Source organism: Chitinophaga sp. Ak27, from assembly GCF_012726295.1.
In the GTDB taxonomy this organism is placed as follows: domain Bacteria; phylum Bacteroidota; class Bacteroidia; order Chitinophagales; family Chitinophagaceae; genus Chitinophaga.
The window spans coordinates 505,703-529,905 of sequence record NZ_JABAOB010000003.1; the positions used below are offsets into that span (position 1 = coordinate 505,703).

General features: G+C 47.1%; 16 protein-coding genes. 8 read left to right on the plus strand and 8 right to left on the minus strand.

Annotated features, from left to right (window positions below):
* Positions 1 to 4: 4 nt before the first annotated feature.
* Both HGH90_RS13550 and HGH90_RS13555 read right to left on the minus strand, forming a co-directional pair.
* The gene (locus tag HGH90_RS13550) at positions 5 to 2,857 is read right to left on the minus strand and encodes a gliding motility-associated C-terminal domain-containing protein (protein ID WP_169191313.1); all 2,853 of its coding nucleotides are present in this window, start codon (positions 2,855 to 2,857) and stop codon (positions 5 to 7) included.
* A gap of 141 nt (positions 2,858 to 2,998) precedes the next feature.
* Positions 2,999 to 7,870, minus strand: coding sequence for a PKD domain-containing protein (locus HGH90_RS13555; protein ID WP_169191314.1), 4,872 nt, complete (start codon positions 7,868 to 7,870; stop codon positions 2,999 to 3,001).
* Between the two features lie 131 nt (positions 7,871 to 8,001).
* On the opposite strand from HGH90_RS13555, the gene HGH90_RS13560 reads away from it, so the two are divergent.
* Entirely contained in the window at positions 8,002 to 8,598 is a 597-nt protein-coding gene (locus tag HGH90_RS13560; RefSeq protein WP_168761942.1) for a methyltransferase domain-containing protein, read from the plus strand.
* Between the two features lie 78 nt (positions 8,599 to 8,676).
* Here the strand turns inward: HGH90_RS13560 and HGH90_RS13565 are convergent, their stop codons facing one another.
* The gene (locus HGH90_RS13565) at positions 8,677 to 10,188 is read right to left on the minus strand and encodes a carboxypeptidase M32 (RefSeq protein WP_169191315.1); all 1,512 of its coding nucleotides are present in this window, start codon (positions 10,186 to 10,188) and stop codon (positions 8,677 to 8,679) included.
* A gap of 59 nt (positions 10,189 to 10,247) precedes the next feature.
* Here HGH90_RS13565 and HGH90_RS13570 point away from each other — a divergent pair, with 59 nt between their 5' ends.
* The 5 genes from HGH90_RS13570 to HGH90_RS13590 all read left to right on the plus strand — a co-directional run bounded on the left by HGH90_RS13570 (position 10,248) and on the right by HGH90_RS13590 (position 16,540).
* Positions 10,248 to 11,342: a Nif3-like dinuclear metal center hexameric protein gene (locus HGH90_RS13570; protein WP_169191316.1), complete on the plus strand. Its 1,095-nt coding sequence runs from the start codon at positions 10,248 to 10,250 to the stop codon at positions 11,340 to 11,342.
* 3 nt (positions 11,343 to 11,345) lie between these two features.
* Entirely contained in the window at positions 11,346 to 12,098 is a 753-nt protein-coding gene (locus HGH90_RS13575) for a zinc ribbon domain-containing protein (protein ID WP_145664830.1), read from the plus strand.
* A gap of 280 nt (positions 12,099 to 12,378) precedes the next feature.
* Positions 12,379 to 13,866: a tetratricopeptide repeat protein gene (locus HGH90_RS13580; protein ID WP_168761945.1), complete on the plus strand. Its 1,488-nt coding sequence runs from the start codon at positions 12,379 to 12,381 to the stop codon at positions 13,864 to 13,866.
* Between the two features lie 32 nt (positions 13,867 to 13,898).
* A complete protein-coding gene (recN, locus tag HGH90_RS13585) occupies positions 13,899 to 15,557 on the plus strand; it encodes a DNA repair protein RecN (RefSeq protein ID WP_169191317.1) in 1,659 nt (552 codons plus the stop codon).
* A 170-nt stretch (positions 15,558 to 15,727) separates the two neighbouring features.
* A complete protein-coding gene (locus tag HGH90_RS13590; RefSeq protein WP_168761947.1) occupies positions 15,728 to 16,540 on the plus strand; it encodes an enoyl-ACP reductase in 813 nt (270 codons plus the stop codon).
* Between the two features lie 203 nt (positions 16,541 to 16,743).
* Here the strand turns inward: HGH90_RS13590 and HGH90_RS13595 are convergent, their stop codons facing one another.
* The gene (locus HGH90_RS13595; protein ID WP_012794455.1) at positions 16,744 to 16,965 is read right to left on the minus strand and encodes a DUF2795 domain-containing protein; all 222 of its coding nucleotides are present in this window, start codon (positions 16,963 to 16,965) and stop codon (positions 16,744 to 16,746) included.
* A 100-nt stretch (positions 16,966 to 17,065) separates the two neighbouring features.
* On the opposite strand from HGH90_RS13595, the gene HGH90_RS13600 reads away from it, so the two are divergent.
* Entirely contained in the window at positions 17,066 to 17,725 is a 660-nt protein-coding gene (locus tag HGH90_RS13600) for an ABC transporter ATP-binding protein (protein WP_168761948.1), read from the plus strand.
* Here the strand turns inward: HGH90_RS13600 and HGH90_RS13605 are convergent.
* The 3 genes from HGH90_RS13605 to HGH90_RS13615 are packed head-to-tail and all read right to left on the minus strand — an operon-like array spanning position 17,722 to position 21,772.
* A complete protein-coding gene (locus tag HGH90_RS13605; RefSeq protein WP_247679780.1) occupies positions 17,722 to 18,624 on the minus strand; it encodes a histone deacetylase in 903 nt (300 codons plus the stop codon). The genes HGH90_RS13600 and HGH90_RS13605 overlap by 4 nt on opposite strands.
* A 9-nt stretch (positions 18,625 to 18,633) precedes the next feature.
* Positions 18,634 to 19,290, minus strand: coding sequence for a ligase-associated DNA damage response endonuclease PdeM (gene pdeM / locus HGH90_RS13610; RefSeq protein ID WP_168761949.1), 657 nt, complete (start codon positions 19,288 to 19,290; stop codon positions 18,634 to 18,636).
* A 28-nt stretch (positions 19,291 to 19,318) separates the two neighbouring features.
* The gene (locus HGH90_RS13615) at positions 19,319 to 21,772 is read right to left on the minus strand and encodes a ligase-associated DNA damage response DEXH box helicase (protein ID WP_168761950.1); all 2,454 of its coding nucleotides are present in this window, start codon (positions 21,770 to 21,772) and stop codon (positions 19,319 to 19,321) included.
* A 51-nt stretch (positions 21,773 to 21,823) separates the two neighbouring features.
* On the opposite strand from HGH90_RS13615, the gene HGH90_RS13620 reads away from it, so the two are divergent.
* Entirely contained in the window at positions 21,824 to 23,149 is a 1,326-nt protein-coding gene (locus tag HGH90_RS13620) for an NCS2 family permease (RefSeq protein WP_169191318.1), read from the plus strand.
* Here HGH90_RS13620 and HGH90_RS13625 read toward each other — a convergent pair whose 3' ends face one another.
* A complete protein-coding gene (locus HGH90_RS13625) occupies positions 23,150 to 24,181 on the minus strand; it encodes an LD-carboxypeptidase (RefSeq protein ID WP_168761952.1) in 1,032 nt (343 codons plus the stop codon).
* Positions 24,182 to 24,203: the final 22 nt, after the last annotated feature.

Sequence of the window (24,203 nt, forward strand, 5' to 3'; positions counted from 1 at the left end):
ATAATTATCTGAGTAATGTTACATTGCCTTTTAGCTGAAAGAAATCATTGGTGTCGCAATATGCCTCGATGAAATAAATGTATACATCGGCGGGTTGCGGTTTGCCATTGAGCGTGCCATTCCAGCCCATAGTAATATCATCTATATTAATACGCTCCCGGTGATATACCTCTTGTCCCCAGCGATTAAAAATGCGGAAAGATTTAATCATGCTAATGCCCTTACCGCGGGGATAAAAGACGTCGTTTTGCCCGTCGCCATTAGGACTGAAGGTATTAGGAATGAATATGACATCTGTGTTGCAGATCAGGTCTATTTTTACCACATCGCTTTTGCTGCATCCAAATTGGTTGGTACCGGTAATGCTATAGGTCATTGGTTTACGCACTGCTGCGGTAACATAGGGGGAGCTGGGATTATCGAGATAATCTTCGGGGCTCCATTTCCATTGTACGATATCTGCGCTGCCGCTGGCCATCAGCTTTACTACATCGCCCACGGTAAGCGTCTGATCTTTTCCTGCACTGACCTGCGGTACCGGCTTCACCGCCACCTTTATTGACAATGGCGCGCTCATAGGACACAACGGATCATTGGTGCCCGTTACCTGGTAGGTAATATCTGCTATCGGTGTAGTAATAGGATTGGCAATGGTGTTGCTGGTCAGCCCCGTAACGGGTGTCCAGTTATAGATAGCGGCGCCGTTGGCCTTCAGTTGTACGGAAGTGCCATAACAGGCAATAGTATCCTTACTGACCGTGAGATTAACTTTAGGCACAACCGCCACATCTGTAGAATCAAATACCGTACAGCCGTTGGCATTAGTAGCCTGCACCAGGTAACGGGTATTTGCCAGCGGTGTGGCTAAGGGATCCGTACAAGAGGTGCAGCTAAGTCCCGCACCGGATAACCATTGCACCGTGCCATCAGATAATGCATTAAGCGATACGCTGTTGCCTTCGCAGATTTTAGCCTGCTGGGCAGATGCCTTAACAAAAGGGGTTGCATTAATATTCACTGTTTGTATGATGGAATCCTTACAATTACGGGCATCAGTTACCACCAGTTTTACCAGCTGTGGACCGGAGGTCGTATATTTTGTGCCCCGAGGCGTTTGCGATTTGGAAGTTTGCCCATTGCCCAGCTCCCAGTACCAGTCGGTAATAGGGATATTGGGAGAGGTAACCGTCGTATTGGTAAAGCTGACCGGCTGACCGGCGCAGGTAGGCCAACCAGTAGTGAAGTTGGCTATGGGCGCCAATATGTTGATATCATTGGGCTTAAACACAATATCATCACAATAGGCAGGATCTTTATACCGGATCGTTAGTTTATTATTGAAGGTGCCAGCCATGGTCCAGGTTTTCACGTAGCTCTGATCGGTAGTAGTGTATACGGTTCCATCGCCCAGTTGCCAGGTATAGCTGGATACCAGTGCCAATGGCACGTTGAGCACTTCATAAGTAGTATTGCTGCCCCGGCAGATAGAACTTACGCCACTGGTAAAGTCGGCTTTAAAGTAGTAAACTGTCTGGAAGCTGCTGTGGCTGCAGTTGGTACCGTTTTCTCCAATGGTCAGGCGCACGGTGTAGTTGCCGGGTGTGGTGTAGTTATGTACGGCGTCCTGGGTATTTACAACAGGTGAATTATCTCCAAAATCCCACTCAAAAGTACTGTTGGCATTGATGCCGGTAGATTGGTTGGTGAAAATAAATTTGCTTTTATCTGTACAGTCGCGCACCAGGCTGAAGTGTGAAACTGGTCCGGTGATCACCACGGTGGCCGGTGGAGCTGCCGTGAAACAGCCGTTGCCGCCTGCTTTCATCTGTACGGTTAGCGTGCCGTTGGTGGCGAAGGAATGTTTGATATCATTATTACTGCCTTCGCTGGTAGTACCATCTCCGAAATCCCAGCTGTAGGTATCTGCAAAATTAGCGTTGGCCAGTAAACGTACAGGTTCACCTACACAGCTGCTGGTAGGCGACACCGTAAAACCTACATTGGAAGGAGGATTACCGGTATGTACAAATTTATCGAACGACTTTGTTACCACGCATTGGTTCTGTGTAGTAACGGTAACGTCTACATTGTAGGTACCTGTTTGTGTGTATACATGGCTCACATTGCCTCCGCTGGTGGTTTGCGTATTGCCATCTCCGAAATTCCATGCATAGGATGTTACCGGATCGTGCATGTCATTGGAAGAAAGACCATTGAATACAGCGGTATAAGGCACGCAGCCCGACAATGGGGTAGCCAGATCCAGCAAGGGCAGCGAGATATCGATATAGGCCGTTTTTTTCAAGGTGCCCGTACAGCCGTTGCTGTTAGTAACGGTGAGGGTCACATCATATTTGCCTGCCTGGGTATAGGTGTGTGGCATATAGGCGTTGCTGGTAGTGACCACTGTTCCATCTCCAAAGTCCCAGGTGCGGCTGGCCGCGCCGGGCGTGGCATCTGTGAAATTGGCGGTGTAAGCTTTGCAACTTTTGGTAACATCTGCAGAGAAGTTGACAACAGGGGTGCTGCCAAGGATAATATCACGCCAATAGGTGCTGGTAATAACGCCGCCATTTATTTTATACTGGGTTTCCAATGTAATTTTAACCGGTCCGCCATTGGTATAAGTAATTTGTGGCTCAGGGTCGTGAGAAGTCCTGCCATCTCCAAAATCCCAGTTATAGGCAATAGGTGTTCCAGTACTGTTATTCTTTAAAGTAAGGGTAACAGGTGTACATAAGTTACCCGGCGATGCGGTATAGCTAAAATCCGCTTTCTGCGCCAGTAAGCTATTGGCGGGTAAGAGACCTGCAATGAGCAGAAATGTCCGTAAACACGTTGCCTGTAGGGATTTCATAGGTACACAGGTTTTCCATTGACTGAATGACTGCACAAATTAATAAAAATTACATATATAAAATTTTTGATTTTTCAGATTTTTTGACGATTGACTTTAATAAACGGTGGTGTTCGGTTGCCAGTACATCTGAAAATCCATTTACCGGATGAGGGTGATATTGCCTTTCAACAGGTTTACCGCACCTTTATCGCATACCACTTCCACGTAGTACACAAATACATCAGGATTGAGTGGAGTTCCGTTGAAACGTCCGTCCCATCCGGCTGCAGGATCGTTGGTATTGGCATTGAGCCGTTCAAACACCAATTGTCCCCAACGGTTAAATACCCGGAAGCGCCGGATGGTTTGCATACCTTTTCCCCGCACATAAAAAACATCGTTCTGACCATCACCGTTAGGAGAAAAGGAATTGGGAATGAATACGTTGCCTTCGTTACATACCAGTTTAATCGCCACCTCATCGGTGCTTACACATCCAAAGCGATTGGTTACTTTGACATGATAAGTAATATCGTCAGTAGGTGTGGCGGTTGGCGCCAGGCAGTTATAACAGTTGAGACCCTGGATAGGAGTCCATTCTATCTGCGTAATATCATCGCTACCGGTAACAGGCAATGGAATCACGGAGCCAGTGGCCGTAACGATATCCGGACCGGCATTTACTTTTGGCGCGGTGCGAACATATACCCTGGCCAGTACCGTATCCGTGAAACAAGTGCTGTTATTGTAGCCTACTACCTGGTAGGTAATATTGCCATCCGGACTTGCCACCGGGTTGGCAATATCGGCGCGGTTAAGTCCACGCGCCGGAATCCATTGATAACGCAAAGCACCGCCCGCCAACATCTGCACGGTTGCCCCTTCACACATTTCTGCATCTAATGCGTAGATGCGGAACGGCTGCGTTACACTCACCGGTATTTCCGCTTTATTCGTACACCCGTATTCGTTAGTAGCCAGTACATGGTATATTGTATCTATCTCTGGTTTTACAGTAGGAGATACACTTGCCGGGTCTGAGATATTATAGTCAGTCCACGCTACCTTAACATTGGCGGTGGTATTGGCTTGCAGCTGCAAGACTGCGCCACGGCAAATCGACGCCACATCCGGCGAGGGGTTCAATACCGGCGAAGGATTAATCACCATACTGGCAGTCGTAGTAGCCGGGCAGGAACCGTCAGCGTTGGTAATGGTCAATGTTACTGGTATAGTGCCAGCTGTACTCAGCGTTATTTCCGGCGGTACTGGCTGGTCGTATGTTTGACTGGTGCCTACCTGCCATAACCATTTGGTGCCAGGTACATTTTTACGGTCGCTACCGGATAACTGTACTTTACCGGAAACGCACAAAGACGCAATGGGTGCAATGTCCGGCACTGCCTGCGGTGGAATCACTACTGGCAGTGTTTTATCGTCTTTACAGCCATAGGCGCTCGTTACCCGCAGCGTTACATTGGTACTGCCCGGCTGTGGATAATTGAAGATGCCATTAAAAGTACTAGCTTTGTTATTGGGATCGCCGGGTACGCCGAAATCCCAAGTATTGCTAAAGTCCAGCGCCAGCGAATCTTTGGTGAGGGTTTTACTTTTATTGGTAAAGGTCACCTTTCCGCCACCGCACACTTTAAAATCGTCGGTGGTAAAATCAGCAGTTGCCTTATCTACAATAATTTTGTCGTTCCCATCGGCTTTTACCACACAGCCCTGATCATCCTGCAACGATACCCTGGGATAATAGATGCCCGGTTTCGTATAGGTATGGGCGGGAGAAACAGGTGTTTTTGAAGTTAATACGGTACCATCGTCAAAGTCCCACATATAGCTGTCTGTTTTTACAGAGGTAGCGCTGATGCTGATATCCAACGGTACACAACCCTGGGTAGGCGTTGTTTTCATGGTACCATCAGGACCTTTAATGGTAATAGGTAAAGTAGCGGTGCTGGCACATCCTCCTTCAGAATAAACAGTAAGCACCACGTTGTAGGTTTTGGCACGGGCGTAAATATGCACATCCGGATCATTTTTCGTAGAAGTGCCGTTATCTCCGAAATCCCAGTTGGCATTTTTATAACCGGTGGAAGTATTGGTAAATAATACTTTCACTGGCGGACATAAGTCGAGGTTATCGGGGATTTTAAAAGAGGCCTTTGGATCGGGAACCGTTATAAAGTTGGGTTTGGTGATTTGGTCTGTACATCCGCCGGCAGTAGTTACTTTAAGTGTTACCGGGTAAGTGCCGGGTGCGCTGTATATTTTGCTTGGATTGCTGCTGGTAACCGTGGTATTGTCGCCAAAGTCCCATGCATACTGTTGTATGTTGCCTTGCGACTGGTCAACAAAAGTAAAAGCTTTATCCAGGCAGGCAATGTTGGTAGGCGCCATGAAATCGGCCTTTACTTTTTCAAATGCAATCACCTTCTGCGCTTTCACCACGCAACTAAATTTATCTGTTACAGTGAGTATTACCGTATAATCGTTTGCGTTAGTGTATGTGTGTTTAATCCCTACCGGCTGAGTGGTATAGGTTTCTTTGGCGCTCTGGTCTCCAAAGTCCCATTGCCAGCTTAGTATCTGGTTGCCGGCGTTGGTCGTGGATTTATCCGTGAATGTGAAAATTTCGTCCTTACATTTTTTACCCACATAGTCGAAGTCCGGATCAGATCCGTTGACGTCGACGGTAACCGGGGCCGATGTCCTGGTACAGCTGTTTTTATCTGTAATGGTTAGTTGAATAGTAAACGTACCTGTTTTGTTGTATTGGTGGGTTACCGGTTGGCCGGGATCAAAGCTAAATGCGGGAATGGTTTGCGGGGCGGTGCCGTCGCCCCAATCCCAGCTGTATTCATTGATATTATCATTGTTGATTGCCCCCAGGGTCATACTGATATTTTCACCCCGGCAGATACGCGGTTTGTTAGGCGTAATAGCCGGATGTTCATCGATGATATTAACGGATTGAGTGGTAGTAGAGGTACAGATGCCGTTGTCGATGGTGAGTTTTACCTGTTTGATACCGGTAGTTTTGTAGGTGAAGTCGGGGCTTTGATCGGTAGAGGTAGCGCCATTTTCACCAAATTCCCACAGCCATGTTTTTACGGCAGTAGGAATAGGACCGAAAGTAGAATTGTCTGTAAACTTGCGATGGTAGGGGTTTACGCAATCCGGCGCGGTATTGAAACGGGCTATGGGCGGAATGATCTGGATGTAATCTTTTTTCATTAACTGTACGCGGCAACCGTAGTTATTCACTTCCAGTATAATATCGTGACTACCTATTTCATTGAAGCGGTGGTTCGGATTTTCATCGGTGCTGGTACTTTGGTCCTGTACAAAGGTCCAGTTCCAGGAGGTACCCCGGGGAGTGGAGAGATTGGTAAACTGTACCGGGTCTTTGGCACACGATTTCAGCGGGGTAGCCACAAAATCTACTACCGGCTTTTGACCGGCGCTGATGACGGTTTGGCCGTTGGCAGTACAACCGCCCGCTGTTTTAATGGTTAAGGTGACGTAAAAGATACCTTCTTTCGTAAAAATATGATGCGGTTTGGCATCAGTAGAAGTCAAACCATCTCCAAAATTCCATTGATAGCTGGTAATAGGATCGGGAAGGTCAATTTCTGCATAGAAGTCTACAGGCAGGGGAATACATCCTTCCGTGGCGCTGCGGTATACACTGAGATTAGGTTTTACGATGCTGATATAATCGCGTTTACTCACTGTGCTGCTACATCCCAGGGTATTGGTAGCGGTAAGGCTAATGGTATAGGTACCTTCTTTTGTATAGGTGTGTGAAGGATTTTCCAGGGTGGTACTGGCGCCATCTCCAAAATTCCAGTTCCAGGAAGTAGCGTTGGAAGAGGTAGCATTAAATTGGGTGGTAAACGGCGTGTTACAGGCGCTAACGGGTGTGGCTACCGGGTCAATCTGCGGGATGGGATTTACGTGGATGGTTTGCTGTACTTCTTCCATACAGGTGCCCAGGGAGGCCTGCATTTTAACGAGATAGTCGCCGGCAGTGGAAAATTGTTTTGCGGCATCTGTGGTTGTTTGTGTAGTGCCATCTGGAAACGCCCAGGTCACCTTGTCTGGTGTGGGTTGGGTAGTGTTTTTAAAATTGACGGCTTGCCCGGCACATGCCAAAGAAGCGGTGAAAGACGGTTTCACCTGTTCTATAACGATATAGTCGGTTTTGATCAGCGGGGCTGTACAACCGGCATTGGTAGCGGCGGTAAGCTTTACCGTATACCTGCCTGGTTTCGTGTAGAGGTGCTGGTTAGCAGTTCCCGTACTCCCGTCACCGTAGTCCCAGGTATAGGTAACTGGGTCGGGCGAGTTATTAACCGTTGTATTGAAAAAGTTGACGGTCAGCGGGGCGGTACAGCTTTGTGTTTTGTCGGCCGTAAAGGAGGGAGCGGGGGCGCTCTGTACTTTTACGGGTACTGGTCCACCTGCGCTGGAACACCCTTTGGAGTTAGTTACTACGCTCACCACGTTATAAGTGGCCGGTTGCGTAAAGGTATGTGTGACGTTGGCGCCATTACCGCCGCCGCCATCTCCAAAATCCCAGGTAATATCGGTGATGGTACCGTCTCCGGGGGTGGACTGGTCTTTGAAAGCAGCCATAAATGGGGCACATCCGCTGAGGTTTACCGTAGTGAAATTCACCACCGGCTTATTGTATACCTGGATGTCTAGTTGCCTGGTGATGATGTTGGCGCCATAAGTAGCCATCATTTTCACATGATAGACGCCGGGATTCTGAAAAGTTTTGGAAGGGGTCAATTCGTTGGTAACATTGGCGCCGAGTCCGAAATCCCATTCAATTTGTTGATAACCAGGATCCAGTGTAGCAGAAAAGTTAACCAGGAACGGAGGGCAGCCGGCTGTTTTATCTGCGCTGATGGAAACAGATTGTGCATGGGCGGCGATAGCCATGATAAATATGGGGAGCAGACAAAGGGCAATGTGTCTGGTGACAATCCGCAGATGACGATGTAGGCTTTTCATGGCATAGGTTGGCATTAAGGCCGGTTCATAGGTGTATTTATAAAGTATAAAAGTAGTAATAATGTTTGGAAAACCTTGGGTTTTATGTATGTTGTTGAATGGCCGTAACTTAGCGTAAAAGAATATTGGATATGGATAGTCAGTACTGGAATGACAGGTATATCAGTGGCGCTACGGGGTGGGATATGGGCGAAGTATCACCACCATTGAAAGCTTATATCGACCAGGTACATAACCGGGATATTCGTATACTCATTCCCGGGGGAGGCAATAGTTATGAAGCTGCCTACCTGGCGGGGCAGGCATTTAGTGATGTAACGGTACTGGATATTGCCCCGGTGTTGATAGAAAAGCTGCGTACAATGTTTAACCGTACCCGTGTAAAAGTGTTGGAGGAGGATTTTTTTACACATACCGGTACCTATGACCTGGTATTGGAACAAACCTTTTTTTGTGCCATAGACCCGTCCCGCCGGTTGGACTATGTGAGGCATATGCACTCACTGATCCGTCCTGGAGGACACCTGGTAGGTGTGTTGTTTGATCGTGATTTTCCACAGGAAGGGCCGCCATATGGCGGATCAGTGGCGGAATACCAGGAATTGTTTGCACCCGTTTTCGATATTAAGGTATTGCAGGCCTGTTACAATTCTCATCCTGCCCGGCAGGGATCCGAAGTGTTTATTAATTTTATGCCGAAACTGAAGAAGATGTTTGGCAATTACTAGTATATCTTACCGATGACTGATAAAAGAAGGGGAGAGATGTATATAATCTCTCCCCTTTTTTATATAGATATAATGTTCTCAAAACTGATAGATACCGCTGTATTTCTTCTGGGCATAGGCAAGGAAATCGCCGAATGCCAGTGGCTTTCCGGTTACCTTTTTACACAATTCGTTAGAAGTATAGAATCTGCCAAAGGGGTGAATGTTAGTACGCAACCAATCGAGTAATGGCTGATAGTTACCAGTGGCGATACTGTTGTCTAGTCCCGGTACCTGTTGTTGTGCAGCGGTAAAGAACTGTGCTGCATAGAAGCTGCCCAGGGAATAGGTTGGGAAATAGCCAAAGCTACCGTGCGACCAGTGAATGTCCTGCAATACGCCCTGTACATCATCGGGTACAGTTACATGCAGGTATCGGTGGTAATATTCATTCCAGGTATGTTTCAGGTCTTTCACGGGTATACTTCCATCTATCAATCCTTTTTCAATTTCATACCGGATCATAATATGGAAGTGATAGGTCAATTCATCGGCTTCGGTACGAATCAGGGATGGCTGAACTTTGTTGATAGCGCGATAAAATGCCTCCAGTGTAACGTTACCGAGGTTGTCCGGGAATAGTTGCTGTAAACGAGGGTAGTGATGTTGCCAGAAAATAAGGCTGCGTCCAACGTTGTTTTCCCAAAGGCGTGATTGCGACTCATGGATGCCCAGGCTGGTAGCTTCACCGCAGGGGAGGCCATATTGTTCGGTAGGCAGACCTTGTTCATATAGTGCATGTCCGCCTTCATGAATGCAGCTCCAGGTCATGTTACCGAAGTCATTTTCATCGATGCGGGTAGTAACCCTCACATCATGGGGGTTGAAGCTGGTTGTAAACGGATGTTCGGAAATATCCTGCCTGCCGGCTTGCATATCATATCCCATATTTTCCAGCAGGGAGATCCCGAACTGCCACTGTGTATTCCGTTCGTAGTGCTTGTGGAGAAAATCTTTAGGAATGGCAGGTTGCTGTTCTATTTGTGCCAGTAGGGGAGATAAGGCTGTTTTTACTTCTTCGAAGATGGTGTCGAGCATCGTTGTATTTGCACCTTTTTCGTACTCGTTGAGAAGGGCGTTGTAGGGATGGTGTTCATATCCAAGGAGATCGGCTTCTTGTTTTTTAAGGGCGATCATTTTAGAAAGTGCCGGAGCAAAGAGATCGTAGCTGTTGGCTTTGCGGGCCTTTATCCAGGCATGATAGCTTTCGTTGGTTACCTTGGACATTTCGGCTACAAAAGCAGGCGGATATTTTTTATTTTTCTCAAAATCTTCCGTGGAGAGCAGAATATTTTTTTGTGCTACCGGATCGAGTGATGACTGGCCTTTGAGGGCTTGCAGTACGGCATCGAGTTCGGGGGCGGTAAACAATTCGTGTGCGATGGTGCTGAGGGTGGTAATTTGCTGGCCACGGAATCCGGCGCCTTTTTCGGGGAGATAAGTTTCCTGGTCCCAGCCCAATACAGCCAGGGCATTTTTTACGTCTGCAATTTTTTGCAGTTTTATTTTGTATTCGGCATATAGTTCTGCTGTAGATTTGCTTCCGGGCATAAAATTTATTTTTTTGCAAATTTAGTTGATGCCGTCAATGAACCATTAATTTTTCAGCTATGAAGATCAAAGAGATTATACAGGCGATAGAGGAGTTTGCTCCTGTACAGTACCAGGAGAGTTATGACAATGCGGGGCTTATATTTGGAAATGCTGGTTGGGAGGTGACTAATGTATTGCTGACACTTGATGCAACGGAAGAAGTAATAGAAGAGGCGATTGCCCGGGGATGTAACCTGGTGGTTGCCCATCACCCTATTGTTTTTGGGGGATTGAAAAAGATTAATGGAAAAAACTATGTAGAGCGGGTGGCTATTAAGGCCATCAAACATGATATTGCCGTGTATGCGGCCCATACGAACCTCGATAATGTAAAGAACGGGGTATGCCGGCAGATGGCGGAGAAGTTGGGGTTAGGAATGTGCCGGGTGTTGCAGCCTAAGCGGGGATTACTGAAAAAGTTATACACATTTGTGCCGGAGGCTGATGTTAACAAGGTAAGAGACGCATTATTTGCAGCCGGGGCAGGAAATATTGGTAACTATAGCGAAACGAGCTTCAACGCGCCGGGGTTGGGGTCGTTTAAGGGGTCGGCGGACACTAATCCTTACGTGGGTACCCCGGGAAAAAGACATTTTGAGGCAGAAATAAAGTTGGAAGTGATTTTTCCGGTATATTTGGAAGGCAAAATTATAGAGGTGTTACTGGTGGCCCATCCCTATGAAGAGGTGGCTTATGATGTGGTAAGCCTGGATAATGCATACCAGGAGGTAGGTTCGGGGTTGATAGGCGAGTTACCGGAGGCGATGGAAGAGATGCAATTTTTGCAGTATGTGAAGCAGCAGTTTCAGGCAGGTTGTGTGAAATACACCCCTTTGCGGGGCAAATCCGTAAAAAAGGTGGCGTTATGTGGAGGAGCGGGAAGTTTCCTGTTGAAGCAGGCGATTACGGCGGGGGCTGATGCCTACATATCATCAGATTTTAAATATCACGAATTTTTTGATACTGAAAATCAATTAGTTATAGCAGATATCGGACATTTTGAGAGCGAGCAGTTTACAGTGGAATTATTTTATCATATATTGACTGAAAAATTCCGTAATTTTGCGCCTCTTAAATCTACGATTAAAACAAACCCGGTAAATTATTTATAATACATGGCAACCGTAAAAGAATACTCCGTTGAAGAAAAATTAGCGTCTGTACTCAGATTACAGAAGATTGATTCCAAACTGGATGGAATCCAGGTGCTGAAAGGGGAGTTGCCGATGGAGGTAAAGGACCTGGAAGACGAAATCGAAGGATTGAACACCCGTCAGTCTCATATTGAGAACGAGGTAAAAGGTATCCAGGATTTCGTGGCCAGCAAGAAGAACGCCATCAAAGAGGCTGAAGCGTTGATCAAGAAGTATGAGAAGCAGCAGGATAATGTGAAGAATAACCGTGAGTTTGAAGCCATCACCAAGGAAATGGAGATGCAGGCGCTGGAAATCAAGCTGGCTGAAAAGCATATCAAGGATGCGAATGAAGAAATAAAAGACAAGAGTCGCGTTCTTGAAATGGCTAAGAAAGCAGTAGCTGATAAAGAAGCTAACCTGAAGCACAAGAAAGGCGAACTGGAAAAGATCATTGCTGAAACTGATAAAGAAGAGAAAGCTTACCGTAAAGACAGCGAAGAAGCGAAATCCAAGGTAGACCCACGTTTACTGCAGGCTTACGAAAAGATCCGTAAGAACTACCGTAACGGTCTGGCTGTGGTAACCGTAGAACGCGATTCATGCGGTGGTTGCTTCAACGCTATTCCTCCTCAACGTCAGGCAGAAATCCGTCAGCACAAGAAAATTATCGTTTGTGAACACTGTGGCCGTATCCTGGTAGACAACGACCTGGAAGCTACCGTAACGATCTAGCCGATAATACTTGTCATAAGAAATTGAAAGGGCATCCCATGGATGCCCTTTTTTCGTATAGCCCTTTCCGTAAAAAATATACTAATTTATTTAGTTTTGTTTTACTAATTATATTAGCTTTGCGATCACTGCGGTTACGCAGGTACCTTGCGTAGTAGTTCTTTTATTTTGTGGCAGGGAATTGGATGGGGCAATGCAACTTTAAAAAAATGAATTTGTTTATTTGGGATTTGAGCGATGATATGTGAGATTTGGCCTTTAATTCCGGAATTTTCCCCGTATGCGTATTATTTTTTCTTTGTTGTTACTGTTGGGTGTAGGGTTGAATGTAAGTGCCAGGCAGAAAGTATATGATTTTAATATCCGTTGCGAACAGGCGTACGATGCAATTATGCAATTACGCATAAGTACGGGCAGGGCTTTGCTGGAAGCGGAGAAAAAAGAGCACCCGGATAACCTGGCGCCTTATTTCCTGGACAATTATGCAGACTTCTTTCCCCTTTTCTTTAATGAAGATGCGGGAGAATATGCGAAGAAAAGAAGTTTAAGGTCGTTCCGGCTCAATAAGCTGTCGGAAGGTCCTTCGGATTCTCCGTATTATTTGTATACACAGGCGGCCGTAAAGTTTCAGTGGGCTATGATCAAGATCAAGTTCGATGAAAAGTGGGATGCTACCTGGGAAATCCGGAAAGCATATATGATGTTGAAAGAGAATCAACGGCTTTTTCCTGATTTTGTTCCCAACAACTTGTTGCTGGGCGCCATGCAAACAGTATTTGGCACCATCCCCGAAGGATACAGGTGGATCACCAATATCCTTGGCCTGAAAGGCAGCATGAAGGATGGCATGGCTAATGTGAATAAGTTCATTGAAAGCAATAGCCCGGAAGCAAAAATGTTCAGGGAGGAATCCTATTACTATTATTGCTACCTGACGCTCTTTATTGTGAATAAACCGGAAGATACCTGGGATTTCCTGCAACGTAAACAACTCGACACCAAGAATAATTACCTGTTTGCGTTAATGGTGGCTAACCTGGCACTTAATAACCAAAAAGCTGCCACGGGAATTAAGGTATTACAGGAGAGAAATGATACGCCAGAATATGAAGATATTCAGTACTACAACTATGTAATGGGATTGTTGAAATTAACCAGGCTGGATCCCGATGCGCATGTTTACCTGGAGCGGTTTGTTAATAACTTCAAGGGCAAGTTTTATGTGAAAGAGTGTTTACAGCGACTCAGCTGGTATTATTACCTGGAAGGCAACCAGGCGGCGGCAGATAAATACCGGGCCCTGATCCTTACGAAAGGCGGTGTGGAAACTGACGCAGACAAACAGGCGCTGAAAGAGGCCAAAGCGGGTAAATGGCCGAATCCATTTCTGCTACGAGTGCGGTTATTAAGCGATGGCGGATATTTCAGCAAAGCGTTAGGGATGTTGCTGACAAAGAAAGCAGCCGATTTTCCTGCCATGGAAGATAAGCTGGAATATGCCTACCGGCTGGGACGGATATACGATGAGAGCGGACAGGACGACCAGGCCATTGCCATGTACGATGTAACCGTAAAAGTGGGTGTTAACCGGCCGGAATATTATGCGGCCAGGGCTTCCCTCCAGATGGGTTATATTTATGAAAAAAGAAATGAAAAAGCCAAAGCACTGGAATGTTATCAGCGTTGCCTGAGCATGAAAGGGCATGATTATAAGAATTCCCTTGACCAGCGGGCCAAAGCAGGCATTCAGCGGGTAAACGGAACCTGAGCTTTCAACATCATAAAGGAATTTCCTTACTTATGTTACAGCGATTAACCATTACGAACTACGCCATTATCGATCACCTGGAAGTAGATTTTTCAGGAAACCTGAATGTGATCACCGGTGAAACCGGTGCAGGTAAATCAATATTACTGGGCGCACTCTCCCTAATCCTGGGTGAAAGGGCCGACCCTGGAGTATTGTTTGATAAAACCGGGAAATGCATTATCGAAGGCTTCTTCAAAGTAAAGAAGTCACAGGTGGCCGCTTTCTTCCAGGAACATGAACTAGACCTGGAAGACCAGTTAATCATAAGAAGAGAGATTAGTGCTACCGGTAAGTCGAGAGCTTTTGTAAATGATACCCCCGTTAATATCTCCCAGCTATCGGAACTGAGCAGCTACCTGGTGGACCTGCACCAGCAATTTGATACCCTGGCGTTGGGTAACGCCGATTTCCAACGGGAAGTGATTGATGCCCTGGTGAATAAACCGGCGGAAATGCAGCAATATCACCAGGTATATGTACAGTACGTACAGGTACAAAAGAAATACAAGCAACTGTTTGACAGCCGCGACAGCGCCAATAAAGAACTGGATTATAATCGCTTCCTGCTGGAAGAGTTAACCGATGCGGGTTTCAGCACACACGAAATAGAAGACCTGGAGTCAGAGTTGCAAACGCTGAGCCATGCAGAAGAAATAAAGAATACGCTGAACCGGGTATATTTTCAGCTGAAGGAAGATGAACAGCCTATTCTGCAACAACTAAAGCAGTTGCAGTCTTCCCTGCAGGGATTATCTGCTTTTCATAAGGAGATGCCTGCCATTGCTGAACGGTTGTTGTCGTCTTACCTGGAATTGCAGGATATTGCAGGCGAGGTGGAACAAATCAACGACCAGGTGCAGTACGATGCACAACGCATTGAGCTGGTGAATGAAAGAATGGCATTGGGATATCGCCTGTTTAAAAAGCATGGCGTACAAACCACCGATGAGTTGCTGGTCATCAAAGAGGCATTGACCGTAAAAGTGGAAAATGTACTGAACCTCGATGAACAGCTGGCGAGCCTGGAACAGGAACAGGCCCGTTTAAAAGAACAACTTCTGCAGCTGGCGGGCGTCATCAGTACCTACCGCCAGGAACAGGCCATTCCGTTCGAAAAACAGGTGAATGTACTGCTGGCACAGGTAGGCATGCCTAATGCGCGATTAAAGGTAGATATCGTAACCGGTGAGCTGAATCCATATGGGCAAGACACTATCGACTTTTTATTTGATGCCAATAAGAGTAACCAGTTTGCGCCGGTTGGGAAAGTAGCATCCGGTGGGGAGTTAAGCCGCCTGATGTTGTGTATTAAATCGTTGGTAGCTCAATCTGTTTCCTTACCTACGCTTATTTTTGATGAAATAGACACCGGTATTTCGGGAGAAGCTGCCCGCCAGGTAGGTATCATTTTGAAAGGCCTGGCTAAATCGCACCAGATTATCTGTATCACGCACCAACCGCAGATAGCCGGAAAAGCAGACGCACATTACTTTGTATACAAGGAAGCCAAAGCGGAGAAAGTAACCACCAGCGTGCGCTTACTATCGGAAGAGGAACGGGTGAACAAAATTGCCCAGATGCTGAGTGGAGAGAAGCCTACAGCAGCGGCCCTGGAGAATGCGCGGGAGATGCTGGCGATTCCTTCCTAGAGTTTAAATAGCCAAAAAGCCGTGGCAGGCTTGGGAAGCATATTTAGCTGTTAACCACTGGTAATGCGGCTTTAGCGGGTAAGTCCCCAGCTAAAACCGTTTCACCGGGAGTTAACAGCTTTTTTTTTCAACTATAACGACTATTTTTGCCGAAATTAATTTTTGACCAAATGGCTCATAACTTATTAAAAGGGAAAAAAGGTATCATCTTCGGCGCACTGGATGAAAAATCTATTGCATGGAGAACTGCCCTGCGTTGCGTGGAAGAAGGCGCTGAAATTGTGCTTACCAATGCCCCTATTGCCCTGCGTATGGGAGAGATCAACAAACTGGCCGAAACCTGCAAAGCACCTGTTATTCCGGCTGATGTTACCAACATGGATGATCTGACCAACCTGTTCAACAAATCTATGGAGCACTTTGGTGGTAAAGTGGACTTTGTTCTCCACTCTGTAGCAATGGGTATGAATATTCGTAAAGGCAGAAGCTATACCGACCTGGATTACGACTTTAATCACAAAACATTTGATATCTCTGCGATGTCATTGCACCGCGTACTGCAAACAGCTTACAAACTGGATGCATTGAACGAATGGGCCTCTGTCATTGCATTGTCTTATATCGCTGCACAACGGGTATTCCCTGACTATGGCGAAATGGCGGATGCCAAAGCCTTGCTGGAATCAATTGCCCGCAGCTTCGGTTACCACTACGGTACTGCTAAGAAAGTGCGCGTAAACACCATCTCTCAGTCTCCCGTTAAAACCACCGCAGGTGGCGGCGTGAAAGGCTTCGATGGCTTTATGACCTACGCAGATGCAATGAGCCCGCTGGGTAATGCTACCGCCGATGAATGCGCTAATTATGCAGTCGCCATGTTCTCCGACCTTACCCGGATGGTGACCATGCAGAACCTGTTCCACGACGGCGGTTTCTCTTTCACAGGCGTTTCCAAGCCAGTGATCGATCAGATGGAAAAATAAGCGTAAGCTGAAAGCATAAAGCAAAAAGCTATTGTGGAAAATAATCTTAGCGGGTACTTAAAATCGCTTTGGTTATTCTCCACAATAGCTTTTTGCTTTATGCTTTCAGCTTTACGCTATAATAAAAAAGCCGCACCCTGTCCGGGAGCGGCTCAAAAATTATGTGTCATAGTATGAACGGGAGTCGCTATCAGCAGCGCTGGTTAATATTCATCTTCATTAAAGAAGAAGTCGTCTTGCGACGGATAATCAGACCAGATATCTTCAATCCCCTCGTAAATTTCTCCCTCATCCTCCAGTTCCTGGAGGTTCTCGATTACTTCGATCGGTGCACCGGAACGAATGGCGTAGTCGATAAGTTCGTCTTTAGTAGCTGGCCATGGAGCGTCCTCCAGGTATGAAGCTAATTCTAAGGTCCAGTACATCGTATTAAAATTTTTACTTTTTAATTTTTCGCAAAAGTATTATTTAATTTGAAATAAACAACTTTTACTATTTTATCGGTTAATTACTTTTCTTTGGGTTATGCTAACCGCTCGCAATGTTACCAAAAATTATTCCAATTTACCCATATTAAAAGGGGTAGATATTACTGTCAGTAAAGGAGAGATTGTCACCATAGTAGGGTCTTCCGGAGCAGGTAAAAGTACCCTTCTGCATATACTGGGAACCCTGGATACACCTTCTGGTGGTGAAGTATGGCTGAATAATGTCAATCTGACCGGTTTGAAGGGAAACGCCCTGGCTGATTTCAGGAACCGTCATATTGGCTTTATCTTTCAGTTCCATCACCTGTTACCCGAGTTTACCGCCCTCGAGAATGTATGTATTCCTGCTTATATTGCCGGTACCCGTAAACAGGATGTCAGGAAAAGGGCGGAGTTTCTCCTGGAAACCCTGGGATTGAAAGACCGGCTCGATCATAAGCCCAATGCTCTTTCTGGCGGAGAGCAGCAAAGAGTAGCCGTAGCCCGCGCCCTGATCAATAACCCGGACGTGGTGATGGCCGATGAACCTACCGGTAACCTCGACTCCCGCAACGCCCGGGAACTGCATAACCTATTCCTGGAGCTCCGGGATAAGCTACAGCAAACCTTTATTATCGTTACTCACAATGAAGAACTGGCGCCGTTGAGCGATCGGCAGCTGGTAATGAAAGACGGCAAAATTATTTCCGGTGATTAATACCCGTAAATGCTGATACCTGCCTTGAAGGTATTACAGTGAGCATTTACAATGTCCTTTATATGCCTGGAATAGCCGCCGCCCATGGCCACGGCGCAGGGGATATCATGCTTTTTCAGCGCATGGAATACCATTTCATCCCGCTCGCGGCATCCCTGCGGCGTTACTTTCAGTTTCCCGAACTTATCAGTATTCAGTATATCTACGCCCGATAGGTAGAAAACAATATCGGGTTTTACCTGGTCGATGAGCAGGGGTAATGCCGATTCCAGTAGTTGCAGGTAAGTAGCCGTGTCCATACCATCGGCCAGGGGGATATCCCAGTCGGACGTTTCCTTATGAAAAGGATAGTTATGCGCCCCGTGCATGCTAAACGTATATACCTGCGGGGTATTGGTAAAGATAGCTGCGGTGCCATTGCCCTGGTGTACGTCGAGATCCAGTACCAGCGCCTGTTTGATCTTTTTCCAGTGCAACAGATAGTTGGCAGCGATGGCAAAATCGTTCAATAAACAGAATCCTTCCCCATGGTCAGCAAACGCGTGATGAGTGCCCCCGGCTACGTTGAACCCGATGCCATGATCCAGGGCGTGAAGGGCAATATCGATTGTACCTTGCGCAATAACGATTTCGCGGTGAGTAAGGGCAGGGGATTGTGGAAAACCTATTTTCCGCTGCTCTTTAGGTGTTAGGGTCTGGTCTTCCAGCTGCTGCCAGTAGTCGGCGGTGTGGGTAAGCAGGATCACCTCTTCGGTAGCAGGCTGCGGCTCAAATAGTTGTTCATGGGTAATAACGCCCTCCCGGAGTAGCTGTGCAGGTATGAGCTCGTATTTGAGCATCGGAAAGCGATGGTCGGCTGGTAAGGGATGCGTATAGCTATCGTGAGTGGCAATTTTCATGAGCATGGTTCATTGTGCCCGGATAATCGATTTTCCGGCGATTACGAACACCGGATCATTGGCGGCAGGGTCAAGTGTCGCGGAGCCGGTAAAGTGTCCAAAAGCGGGTAAAATGCCGCAATGGGGGCCAAAATAAAAGCAGGGTAAACGCAAGCGTTGTTTGCCAGTGCCCTGCATCACAAAAGCAGGATGAAAATGTCCTGAAAAGGTATATTGAAAACCGTTATGATCTTCACAAGGCTCATGAATGAAATGAATGCCTGAAATAGTCAGCGTGTTATTTACCTGGATCTGCAGCTGTTCATAAACTTCATCCGGCATAATATCATGATTCCCTTTTACCAGGTTGATGGAGATGTTGGCAAACTGCTGCCGCCATACGCGGAAATATTGTACGTCGTTGTTTTCGGTACTATGAAACATATCTCCCACGATGATGATGCGTTGCGGCAGGTAACGGGTAATCAGCTGTTGCAGGCGGAAAAGATCTTCCTGTTCTATCCCCGCAGGTACGGCAATACCGGCTTTCCGGAAATGCGTTGCCTTGCCCAGATGCATATCTGACACAATCAGCGTTTTTTCTTCCTCCCAAAAAATAGCCCGTTGGGGCAGTAAATGCCAATGCTGTTGTTGAAAATGAAAAATTTCCCCGACCACTGAATCCATTTTTTATGAGCTGCAAATTATTAATTTCTTAATCGTTTGTGGTGATCAATTTTTTGATGCGATCTTCCAGCTTTTCGCTGGTCATCGTATCCCGCAGACTGTCTACCTTAATAGGAAAGCAGAAAGGAGTAAGTCGCTGTGGGGCAGTGATCACAATTTTACTCACTGCAATGCGCTCCAGCGTTTCGCGCAGGCGGGCTTCTTCCATCTGGTAAAAGAAAGCTTCATTGAAAGCCTGTTTTAGCAGCAGGTTTTGCGGATCATAATCTTTAAACACATTAAACAGCAAAGAGGCCGATGATTGCAGGTGCCGGTTGGCTTTATGTTTCCCGGGGTATCCCTGGAAGATAAGCCCGGCTATCACGGCGATATCCCTGAACTTGCGCCGTGCCATTTCAGTAGCATTGACGCTGGTTTGCAGTTCTATCAGCAGGTTATCGGTGGTAAATAATTGCTTGGCATTTTCCTGGGTGAGCGGAATCGGTTGATCTGACAATAATTCAAACCCATAGTCATTCATTGCAATAGAAAAAGTAATAGGCTGAATGAGACTGAGGCGATAGGCCAGCAACGCCGCCATTACTTCGTGTACCAGCCGCCCTTCGAAAGGATATACGAAGAGATGGTAACCATCTTTGGTGTTTATTTTTTCAATCAGCAGTTCGTTGTCTTTCGGAATATGTGATAATGTTTCCTGCAACTGGAACAAGGGCTGCAGCGCTATCAGTTCGGCATCGCGGGATTTGCCCGAGAGAGCCTCATTGAATTTCTGCCGGAGCATGCGTCCCAGGTTGGATGACAATGGAATACGTCCGCCCTGGTAGCTGGGTACGATAGATCTTTTGGAATTTGACTTGCGTACCAGTACGGTCATATCTTTGATGAGCGTGAATTCCAGGTTGCGGCCGGCCAGGGTAAATGAGTCGCCGGGTTGCAGGCGGGAGATGAAGCTTTCTTCAATGACGCCGATATAGCCACCTGTCATAAACTTTACCTTGAGCATGGCATCACTGACGATGGTGCCGATATGTAAACGATGGCGCATGGCCATCATGCGGCTGCGGCAGATAAAGAAGTCGCCCTCACGTTCTACTTTGCGGAACTCATCATAACTACCCAGGGCTTCGCCGCCGGTAGTGAGGAAGGAGAGTAGCCACAGCCATTCATCTTCCGTAATATGCTGGTAGCAGAAAGTCTGTCTTACTTCCTCCCATATTTCCGCGCCGTGAAAGCCATCGGAAACGGCCAGTGTCATTAGGTATTGCAACAATACATCATAAGCGAGCAATACCGGCATGCGGCTTTCTATCAGCTCTTCTTCCATGGCTGCTTTTAGCGCTGCTGCTTCTACCAGTTCCAGGGCATGGGTGGGCAGGAAGAAAATCTTACTCACCGCGCCCGGCTGGTGTCCGCTACGGCCGGCCCTTTGTAGGAAGCGCGCTACGCCTTTTGGACTTCCCACCTGGATGACGCTGTCTACCGGGCGAAAGTCCACGCCCAGGTCCAGGCTGGCGGTACATACCACCGCTTTCAGGATGCCGTTGTGCAGTGCCTCTTCCACCCAGATGCGGAGCTCCATATCGATAGAGCCATGATGCAATGCCAGGGCGCCGGCCAGCATGGGATCTTCTTTTAACAGCGCCTGGTACCAGATTTCCGACTGGGAGCGGGTATTGGTAAATATGAGGGTAGTTTGGCTGTCATGAATCACTGGTAGCGCCTGTGGCAGCATCTTAATGCCCAGGTGTCCGGCCCAGGGATAGTTTTCGATTTCATGGGGGATCACACTTTTCAGCGCAATATTTTTTTTCAGTTTGGCGCGGATAATCAAGCCATCATTGTGATATGGGCCCAGCAGTACTTCCAGCGCTTCATCCAGGTTGCCGATGGTGGCTGATATGCCCCATATCTTCAGCTGTTTCTTACGCAAGCCTTTCAGGCGGCTGAGTCCCAGTTCCACCATTACGCCGCGTTTGCTGCCAATGAGCTCGTGCCATTCGTCCACCACTACGGTATGCAGGTGTTTAAACAAGTTGGGATATTCCTTCTGGGCGAGCAACAGGTGCAGGCTTTCAGGGGTAATGAGGAGTATTTCCGGCATCTGCTTTTTCTGTGCAGCGCGGGCGGCCAGGGAGGTATCTCCGCTGCGTATACCCACCTGCCAGGGAATGTTTAGTTCCTGGAGCACGGCTTCCATCGCCCGGGCAATATCTTTGGCCAGGGCTCGCAGCGGGGTTATCCACAGCAACTGTAAACCGTTTTTGGTTTTGCGGGTATAATCTTTCGGATGGGCGTCTATCCAGGCAATCAGTACACCGAGGAACAGGGAAAAGGTTTTACCAAAGCCGGTGGGGGCATTTACGATACCCGACTTCCCCTGCAGGTAAGCCTTCCAGGCATCTTCCTGAAATTTAAAGGGTTTAAATTCATTTCCCTCCAGCCATTGATGGATCACTTTCCAACCTCCCGAACGTTGTTGCATAACAATGAAATTAGGATAAAATGGTAAATCGCGAAACGCTATTTTTGCAGCATGCTCGCAAAATTTTTCCGGCTCTCCGAAAATAATACAACGGTTAAGAAAGAAGTACTGGCAGGGTTAACTACCTTTTCTACGATGGCGTATATACTGGCGGTAAATCCCAGTATCCTTTCGCAAACAGGAATGGATTTCCAGGCGTTGATCACGGCTACCGCCCTGGCTGCTGCTATTGGCACCCTCGTGATGGCCTTGTACGCGAGGCTGCCCATTGGCGTGGCGCCCGGCATGGGTCTCAATGCTTTCTTTGCCTATACGATTGTATCGGCCATGGGTTATAGCTGGCAGTTTGCACTGACAGCTGTTTTCCTGGAAGGACTTATTTTTATTGTGTTATCCATGTTCCGGATACGGGAGGCTATTATCAACAGCATCCCGGGTAACCTGAAATATGCCATATCAGTGGGTATTGGGTTATTGATTGCATTGATAGGCATGGCCAATGCCGGTATTATTGAAACAGGCATGCATCATGTGGGAGATGGTAAACTGGGCGGTGTGATCCTGAAAATGGGAAATATCACCAGTGTAGGACCGCTCATTGCGTTGATAGGACTGATTATCAGCGCTGTACTAATGTATAAGGGAGTGAATGCGGCCCTGTTGATAGGCATCCTGGCGGCGACTGTAATCGGTATACCCCTGGGCATTACCCATCTTCCCGAAAACGGGCACTTGGTGAGCTTACCGCCATCATTAGCGCCTGTAGCGTTTAAGCTGCAATTCGATAAAATATTTTCGCTGAATATGGTGATGATCCTGTTTACCTTGTTGATGGTAAATTTGTTTGACACCGTAGGTACCCTGATAGGACTTTGCAATAAGGCGGGATTGCTGGATGAACAGGGACGTTTGCCCCGCGCCAAGCAGGCGCTGATGGCAGATGCCATTGGTACCACCGCTGCCGGGCTGCTGGGTACCAGCGTAGTAACAGCTTATGTAGAAAGTGCCAGCGGTATTGCTGCCGGCGGCAAAACGGGATTAACCTCGTTTACCGTAGCCATCATGTTTTTGTTATCCTTGTTTTTTGCCCCGGTGTTTGCCATGATACCACAAGCTGCTACGGCGCCTGCTTTGATTATAGTAGGTATGCTCATGATGGGGGCCGTTACCAAAATAGATTTTAACGATGTAACGGAAGCTATTCCTGCTTTCCTCGCTATTGTAATGATGCCTTACAGTTATAGCATCGCAGAGGGGATTGTATTTGGTATGCTGTCTTATGTGCTACTGAAGGTATTAACCGGGCAGTATAAAAGAATCAGCCCGGTGATGTACATATTGGCGGTGCTGTTTATCATTACTTTTCTCGTAAAATAATTATTCCGCCAATGTGGTTCCGCTATCAGTAACGTTGAGCGTATGCATCATGCCACATTTGAGTGCATAGTTATTCTTCTGGTGCCCTACGGGAAAATTGAAGCAAACCGGGAAACTGGTATGCTTTATTTTTTCGAAGACCATATCATAAACGGTTCTTCCGAATTCTTCGCCGGGGTCATCTGGTTTAATCTTATTAAATCCGCCAATGACAAGGCCCGCGAGGTGGTCTAGCTTATGTGATCGCTGCAGGGTGCCCAGCATACGATCCAGGCTATACAGGTATTCTCCTACTTCTTCGAGAAACAATATTTTACCATTGGTATCTATTTCAGAATCGGTGCCACACATACTCTGGATGATCGACAGGTTGCCGCCAATAATTACGCCCCTGGCTTTCCCTTTCCTGTTTTGGGCATCGGGAGGCGCGCTGTACTGCATTCTTTTGCCGGTCAACGCCTGGTAAATAGACATGATGGTGTCTTGCACCACCGGTTCGGCTTTGCTGAATTCATCGGGGAAGCTATTGCACATTTTTGCGTGCAGGGAGGCAATCCCGAAGTGCCGGTTAATATGACAATGTAATACCGTAGCATCACTGAAGCCGATAATCCATTTTGGCTTGCGCCGAAACCGGGAAAAGTTGAGCTGGTCGATAATACGTGCGGTGCCATATCCGCCACGCCCGCACATAATGGCCTTGATGCTGTCGTCGTCCAGCATAGCCTGAAGGTCTGCCAGCCGCTCTGCATCAGTGCCACCAAAACTGAAATCGCGTGCCCCTACGGCTTTGCCTATACGAATATTAAATCCCCAGCTTTCCATAATACGGATGGCGGGTTGTATCTCTTCTCTTTGAATATAGCCTGCCGGACAGGTAATGCCGATAATGTCGCCAGGTTTCAGATAAGGAGGCGCGAGTGGCTTTTCAACATCTGAACTAGCTGGCAAATCAATTCCGGCAAGCGTTTTCAACGACGATAAGGCCGCGCCGGAGGTAATAAGGGAGGATAAAAAATGCTTACGGTTCATACGTTTAATGTAAGCATAATTT